Origin of the sequence: Actinospica sp. (genome assembly GCF_035552695.1) — a bacterium.
Classification (GTDB): Bacteria; Actinomycetota; Actinomycetes; order Streptomycetales; family Catenulisporaceae; genus Actinospica.
In genome coordinates, this window is record NZ_DASZKT010000112.1 from 1 (window position 1) to 7,046 (window position 7,046).

At 69.5% G+C, this 7,046-nt stretch carries 7 protein-coding genes; 4 read left to right on the forward strand and 3 right to left on the reverse strand.

Going from position 1 to position 7,046, the window contains the following annotated elements; all coding sequences use genetic code 11:
* Positions 1-704: FAD-dependent oxidoreductase (locus tag VG296_RS13610; RefSeq protein WP_325566053.1), on the reverse strand; the 704-nt coding region annotated here is incomplete at its 3' end.
* Positions 705-733: 29 nt separating this feature from the next.
* The gene (locus tag VG296_RS13615) at positions 734-2,122 is read right to left on the reverse strand and encodes an aldehyde dehydrogenase family protein (protein ID WP_325566054.1); all 1,389 of its coding nucleotides are present in this window, start codon (positions 2,120-2,122) and stop codon (positions 734-736) included.
* A gap of 298 nt (positions 2,123-2,420) precedes the next feature.
* On the opposite strand from VG296_RS13615, the gene VG296_RS13620 reads away from it, so the two are divergent.
* Complete coding sequence (locus tag VG296_RS13620) at positions 2,421-2,714, forward strand: putative quinol monooxygenase (RefSeq protein ID WP_325566055.1); 294 nt, start codon at positions 2,421-2,423, stop codon at positions 2,712-2,714.
* A gap of 75 nt (positions 2,715-2,789) precedes the next feature.
* Here the strand turns inward: VG296_RS13620 and VG296_RS13625 are convergent, their stop codons facing one another.
* The gene (locus tag VG296_RS13625) at positions 2,790-3,056 is read right to left on the reverse strand and encodes a hypothetical protein (RefSeq protein WP_325566056.1); all 267 of its coding nucleotides are present in this window, start codon (positions 3,054-3,056) and stop codon (positions 2,790-2,792) included.
* On the opposite strand from VG296_RS13625, the gene VG296_RS13630 reads away from it, so the two are divergent.
* The 3 genes from VG296_RS13630 (at position 3,049) to VG296_RS13640 (ending at position 7,014) form a co-directional block, all read left to right on the forward strand.
* The gene (locus tag VG296_RS13630) at positions 3,049-4,023 is read left to right on the forward strand and encodes a sugar ABC transporter substrate-binding protein (RefSeq protein WP_325566057.1); all 975 of its coding nucleotides are present in this window, start codon (positions 3,049-3,051) and stop codon (positions 4,021-4,023) included. The two genes, VG296_RS13625 and VG296_RS13630, sit on opposite strands and share 8 nt — an antisense overlap.
* Positions 4,024-4,267: 244 nt before the next feature.
* Positions 4,268-5,983, forward strand: coding sequence for a sugar ABC transporter ATP-binding protein (locus VG296_RS13635; RefSeq protein ID WP_325566058.1), 1,716 nt, complete (start codon positions 4,268-4,270; stop codon positions 5,981-5,983).
* Positions 5,983-7,014: an ABC transporter permease gene (locus VG296_RS13640; protein WP_325566059.1), complete on the forward strand. Its 1,032-nt coding sequence runs from the start codon at positions 5,983-5,985 to the stop codon at positions 7,012-7,014. The genes VG296_RS13635 and VG296_RS13640 overlap by 1 nt, the downstream gene beginning before the upstream one ends.
* Positions 7,015-7,046: the final 32 nt, after the last annotated feature.

Here is a 7,046-nt window from a genome sequence, read left to right on the forward strand (position 1 = left end):
CGGAACGGGATGATCTCCGGCGCGGGCGAATCCCCGGCCGCCGTCGCGAGCAGGTCCGCCTGCAGGCCGGCGCAGATCACCAGCCGGGACAGCGTGTGCGCACCGCCCGGCGTATCGATCTCCACCCGCTCGTCACTCACCCGCCGCACGCGGGTGACGGGAGTCCCGAGGTGCAGCTCGCCCCCGCTTCTCGTCAAGTCTTCCCCGAACGATTCCGTGATTGCTCGGTAGTCGACGATGGCTGTGGTCGGCGAAAGCAGCGCCGCCACACCCGCGACCTCCGGCTCAAGCTCCCGCAGCTCGGCACCGGAAAGCCACCGCACGGCGGGCACGCCGTTGGCCAGTGAGCGCCGCTCAAGCTCGCGGAGCTTGACGGTCTCCGCGTCGTTCCGCGCGACCACGAGCTTGCCCCGCTCGTCGTAGGCGAGGCCGCGCTCCGTGCAGTAGTCCCGCAGGAGCGAGACGCCGCGCCTGGTCATCCGCGCCTTGGCCGAGCCTGGCGCGTAATAGATCCCGGCGTGCACGACCCCGGAGTTGTGCCCGGTCTGGTGGGTGGCGACCTGGGCTTCCTTCTCGAAGACCACGACGGGCACCCCGGCGGCGGCGAGTTGCCTGGCGACCGCGAGCCCGACGATCCCCGCCCCGACGATGCCGACCGGCTCCGCGGCCCCGCCCGTGCCCTGCCCGTTGCTATTCGGTGTCATGGCACCGGTAGTACCACCTGATTTGGCGGCTACCACGCGAACCTCACGGCGGCCGTCTTGATCCTGGTGTAGAAGCGGAGCCCGGGTGCGCCCTGCTCCTTGAAGGCGGATCCCGACTCGCGGAAGCCGCCGAACGGGTGGTGCACGTCCCAGCCCGCGGTCGGCAGGTTCACCGCGACCTGCCCGGCCTCGGCCACCTCGATGAACTTGTTCGCGGAGGTCAGCGACGTGGTGAACACCGCGGCCGACAGGCCGTAGGCCGTGTCGTTGGCGAGCCGCACCGCGTCGTCGAACCCGGTGGCCGTGGTGACCGCGAGGACGGGACCGAACACCTCATCCCGCCAGAGCGACTGCTCAGGTGTCACGCTGATCAGGGTCGGCTCGACGTAGCAGCCGTGGGCGAGCGCGGCGGCGGACGGGCGTCCCCCGCCGGCGATGACCGCGGCGCCCTCCTTCCGCGCCCGCTCGATGTGCTCGAGCACCCCGTCGCGGTGCGCCGCGTACGACAGCGGCCCCATGGTGGTCGCCGGGTCGAGCCCCGGGCCCACGACGATGCCGGCGATCGCGTCCCGCAGCCGGGACACGAGCGCGGCGGCAACCGAAGCGTCGACGATCAGCCTGCTTGTCGCCGTGCAGCGCTGGCCCGCCTGGGCGAACGCGGCGCTGACCAGCGTCGCCGCGGCCATGTCGAGGTCCGCGTCCTTGAGAACCACGGAGACGTTCTTGCCGCCGAGTTCGGCCTGCAGCCGTACGCTGCGCGAAGCCAGCGTGCGGCGCAGCAGCGCGCCGACCTCGTTGGAGCCGGTGAAGGTGACCGCGTCGGGCGACGCGAGCAGCGCGTCGGAGATCTCGCTGCTGCGCCCGGTGATCACCTGCAGCACGCCCTCGGGCAGCCCCGCCTCAAGCAGCAGCCCGGCCGCCCAGAGCGCGATGCCCGGCGTCTGCGAGGCCGCCTTCAATACCACGGTATTGCCGGCGATCAGGGCCGGGCCGAGCTTGCGGGCGGGGGTGATGAGCGGGTCGTTCCACGGGCAGATGGCGAGCACCACGCCAACCGGCTCGACCCGCACCGAGGTCGAGGTGCCAGGGCGCGCGTCGGACAGCAGCTCACCCCAGGGCTGGCGGGCGAAGGAGGCATAGTAGTCGAGGAAGTCGGCGGTCTTCGTCACCTCGACGCGTGCCTCGGCGAGCGTCTTGCCGTTCTCCCGCACCAGGATGACCGCGCCGTCCTCGGCCCGCGCCCTGATCAGGTCCGCGGCCCGCGCGAGGACCGCCGCACGGTCCAGCGGGTTGGCCCGCCGCCAGCCCTCGAACGCGGTCCTGGCGCGGTCGTAGGCCGCGGCCACCTCGGCCGCGGTCATCGCGGGCACTTCCGCGACGACGGAACGCACGTCGGCCGGGTCCCTTACTTCCAGCATTGAGCTCAGCTTCTCCATCGGACACAGATAGCCATCGGACACGAGCGCCGCGACGGCCAGGCACGGCCGCGTGACACGGTGCCGCCCCGTCAGGCGCGGCGCTGGTCATCCTAGGAAGCCAAGACGCCAAGGTCAGCAGCCTGCGCCGCAACCTTAGATGTACGCCGCGGCCATTCCCCCCGGCCGGCTGGCAGGGCCAGAATCTGTTATCCCCGGGGGGACGACCCCCGCTGTCCGCGTGGGCTGGCCCCGCCCGCGCGGACAGCGACCCAGTGTCACCAACGAAGGTGAGGTTGCCGTGGAATTCGTGGTCATCGCCCAGTACCGGGCGCGCGCGAGCGAGGCGGACCGCGTCGAGGAGGCACTGCGGAAGATGGTGTCGCCCACCAGGGCGGAGCCGGGAAACCTGGACTACCAGGTGTTCCGTGACCCCGATGACCCGTCGCTTTTCGTGCTCTTCGAGCGGTACGCCGACTCCGGCGCCTTCGACGCGCACCGCGGGACGCCGCATTTCGCCACCTGGCTGGCCGGGGTCGTCCTGCCGTCGCTAGACAGCCGCGTCAGGCTCGACCTGGTGCCCCTCGCGCGCTAGCAGGAGCCCAGGTCACGGATGGCGAAGCCTTATCGTTCGCCACGCGACACGAGTAACGGAGTAGAAAACAAGCGTTCACGCACCTGACGTGATCGGTGGGATGGAGGAACCAAACGCAATGACGCATAAATGGAAGCGCTGGCTGGCGCCGGGCGCGGCGATCACCGCCGCGGCCGTGCTTGCGGCCTGCAGTTCAAGCAGCAGCTCAAGCTCGAGTTCGCCGGCCGCGGCGAGCTCTTCGGCCGCGGCGAGCGCCGGCGCCGGCGACACCACCGGCCTGTCGAAGGCCCAGCAGATGGTCAGCCAGTTTGAGTCGGTCACCACCACGTACCCGGTGCCCACCGCGCCCATCAAGGGCGTAGCCAGCCTCAAGGGCAAGACCGTTTACTACATTCCGCTGGTCGCAGCGATCCCCGGCTTCGTTGTGACCGCCGCGACGATGAAGGTTGCGCTCGCCGACGCGGGCCTCAAGCTTCAGGTCTGTGACCCGCAGGGCCAGCCGAGCGGCCTCGCCTCCTGCGTGCAGCAGGCCACGACCGCCAACGCGGCCGGCATCGTGACCGACGCCGTGCCCTATGCCATGGCGCAGAACGCGTTCGACGCGGCCAAGTCCAAGGGCGTACCGATCATCATCACCGACCAGATTCCGCCGTCGGCGAGCACGCAGAACACCAACCAGGTCACCTACGTGCCCGGCGTGGTCAACCAGCCCACCCAGATCGCCTGGTGGATGATCGCCGACTCCCAGGGCAAGGCCAACGCCGTCATCGCCCAGGAGTCCGACTCCCCGTCCTCGATCGCGTACGTCCAGGACGCACTGCCGATCTTCAAGCAGAACTGCCCGGGCTGCACCTATACGGTCAAGAACATAACGGCGACCACGAACAACCAGCTCGCGTCGGACACCAGCGCCAACCTGCTGGCCAACCCGAACGCGACGTACTACTACACCGAGTTCGAGGACAGCCTCGACGCGACGGTGCAGGGCATCCAGCAGGCCAACAAGAGCAGCAGCATCAAGCTGTCGGTCGCGGGCGGCTCGGTTGACGGCCTCGGCCGCCTCGCCGGCGGCAGCGGCCCGGTCAAGGCCGTCGTGGCGGTCGACCAGGCGTTCGCCGGCTGGGCGCTGACCGACGAGATCCTGCGCATGGCCACCAAGTCCGGGCCGGTGACCGAGACCTTCCCGTCGCGCCTGTTCACCGCGCAGAACATCGGCACCGTCAAGGTCAGCAACGCGGAGCAGGCCTCGGGTGCCTGGTTCGGCGACTCGTCGTACCAGGCGGCGTTCAAGACGCTCTGGGGAGTATGAGTTGTATTACCTGATTACCTGCGGGGGGGCGACCCCCCTGCACCGTGCTCCCTGCGGGGGGGCGACCCCCCTGCACCCTCCGCGCATGGGAGGGCTTCGCCCCCCACAGCCCCCCACGGGGGGACGCCGCCAAAAGCGGACGCCGCTTCGCCCGCCCGCGCGGTGGCTGGGGTTAATGCCCTGCGGTTGCTACCAGCAGGCGTTGTACAACCCGCAACGCCTAGCGGTGGCTTGGGTTAAAGCCTTGTGGTCGCTGTATCAGGCAGCGCAAAGACCGCGCTGCCTTACGCTGTGGTTGCTGTTGAGGCCACCGTGGTTGCTGTTTAAGCAGGAAGGGGCACTCGTGAGCGTCTCGCGGGCCGAAGCGCAAGGTAACGGGCCGGACCGCCTTGAGGTGGCCGACGTGTCGAAGACCTTCGGGTCGGCACGGGTGCTCCGTGGGATCGGAATGCGCATCGCCCGCGGTGAGCTGCACGGTCTCGTCGGCCAGAACGGCTGCGGGAAGTCGACCCTGGTCAAGATCCTCACCGGGGTATACACCCCGGATCCCGGCGGTGCCATCACCGTGGACGGGCGGGAACTCTCGCTGCCGGTCCGCCCGCTTGAAGCTCGGGCGGCGGGTCTCGCCGTCGTGCACCAGAACCTGGGCCTGGTGGATGACCGCACGGTCTGGGAGAACGTGCGGCTCGCCCGCTACCAGGCGGCACGGTTCACCCGGCGGATCGACGGCAAGGCGGAGCGTGCCGCCGTCGCGGCGGTCCTGGCCCGGCTGGGCGCGAACGTCGACGTGCACGAGCGGGTCGGTGAGCTGTCCGCGGAGGACCGTGCCGCGGTCGCCGTGGCCCGGGCGATGCAAGACCACCAGGACGGCGGCGGCCTGATCATCTTCGACGAGTCGACCCGTGCGATGAGTAAGCGGGCCCGCGGCCGGTTCTTCGAGTTGGTGCGCGGCGTCATCGACGGCGGCGCCTCGGTGCTAATGATCTCCCACCAGCTCGAGGAAATCGTCGAGGTAACCGACCGGGTCACCGTCATGCGCGACGGCCTGGTCGTCGAGACCGGCATCGCCACCAAGGACATCGACGAGGCAGGCCTGACGCGGCTCATGCTCGGGCGGCACCTCGGCACCCAGAACCGAGTGGGCAGCGTCGCGACGCCGGCGCCCGCCGCCACCGTCCGCGGCCTCAACGCCCGGAGCGTGCGGGACCTTGACCTTGACGTCAGGAAGGGCGAGATCGTCGGCCTGACCGGGCTCGTCGCGTCCGGCGCGGTCGCGGTCGCCGAGGCGATCGGTGGCGCGCGGTCGGCCCAGGGCGGAACCCTAACCGTCAACGGCAAGACGCTGCACCTGCGCAAGCGGCGCGACTCGTCCGGTGACTTCATCGCCGCCGGCGTCGCGTTCGTCGCCGAGCGCCGCCTTGAGCAGGGCCTGGCCGGCGAGATGACGGTGAAGGAAAACCTGACGCTGCCCCGGGTAAAGACGCGCGGCGGCCGCTTCAGGACCGGCGGCGCGTGGCAGGCCCAGGAGACGGCGGCCATGATCAAGAAGCTCGACATCAAGCCGCCTGACCCGCATAAGACCGTTGGCACCCTGTCCGGCGGCAACCAGCAGAAGGTGCTGCTCGGCAAGTGGCTGGCCGGCGACCCGGAACTCCTCGTGCTGCACGAGCCCACCCAGGCAGTGGACGTCGGCGCCAGGGCCGACATTATCGAGGCGATCAGGGAGGCTGCCCGCGGCGGCTGCGGCGTGCTGGTCTCCTCGGTGGACGCCGCGGACCTCGCCGTGCTCTGCGACCGGGTTCTCGTGTTCCGCCAGGGCAAGGTGGTCGCGGAACTGACCGGGGACATGACACAGGACGACATCATTCACGCCACGTTCGAGCCAGCCGGCGATGCTGAGGCAGACGCCGAGCATCCGGCCGAAGACACGAAACTCAATGTGAAAGGGGTGGCCCGCTGATGGACACCGCCCGACCAGAAAGCGGCGACGTCGCGGTTGCCACGCCCGGTACCGCGGGCACGCCGGCGCCGGCCAAACGCCGACGGCCCGCGCCGCTGACGCAGATCCCCTCGCGGTACTCGATCATGGTCGTGTGGGCGGCGCTGATCCTGTTCTACTCGCTGACCGAGCCGAGCTTCCTGCACGTCACCACGTTCCAGGCGATCTTCAATTCGCAGGAGCACCTTGTCTTCATGACGATGGCGCTGCTCTGCACGATCACGATCGGCGAGTTCGTCGACCTGTCGGTGCCTTCGGTCTTCGGTTTCGCGGGGACGATCATGCCGGTGCTGGTGGTCAACCACGGCTGGAACGTGTGGGTCGGATCACTCGCGGCCATCCTCTGCGCCACCGCGGTCGGCGCCGTGAACGCGTTCCTCATCGTCAAGATGCACGTCAACACCATCGTCGTGACGCTGGGCATGTCCACGCTGCTGCTCGGAATCTCCCTGCTGATCTCCAGCGACAACACAGTCAGCGGCGTCCCGGCCAGCTTCCAGAGCATCGCGACCAAGGACGTCGGCGGCCTGCCGATCTCCTTCTACTACGGCGTCGTGCTCGTCCTCGTCTTCGCGTACATCCTCGCCTGCACCCCGCTCGGCCGGCACATGCGGTTTGTCGGCGCGAGCCGTGAGGTCAGCCGGCTCTCCGGGGTGCGGGTGGACCGGATCCGGTTCGGCTCGTTCGTCTTCGCCGGTCTGATCTCCGGCGTCGGCGCCATCATCACGGTGGCCTTCGTCGGCAGCTTCAACGCGAGCTCGGCCAGCCAGTACCTGCTCCCGGTGTTCGCCGCGGTCTTCCTCGGCACTGCGATCTTCGAGCCGGGCCGCTTCAACCCGCTCGGTACCTTTGTCGGCATCTACTTCCTTGAGACCGGCGTTCTCGGGTTGCAGTTGCACAGTGCCGCGGTCTGGATCGAGCCGGTCTTCTACGGCGCCGTCCTCGTGGTCGCGGTAACAATCTCTACCGTGCTGCACCGCCGCGCGACATAGGCGTCGCCGCCCGTCAGAACGCGGGCGTGTGG

Coding starts and splice junctions, on each gene's coding strand:
- VG296_RS13615 (WP_325566054.1), bottom strand. CDS start 2,122: ATGCTGGAAGTAAGGGACCCGGCCGACGTGCGTTCCGTCGTCGCGGAA.
- VG296_RS13640 (WP_325566059.1), top strand. CDS start 5,983: ATGGACACCGCCCGACCAGAAAGCGGCGACGTCGCGGTTGCCACGCCC.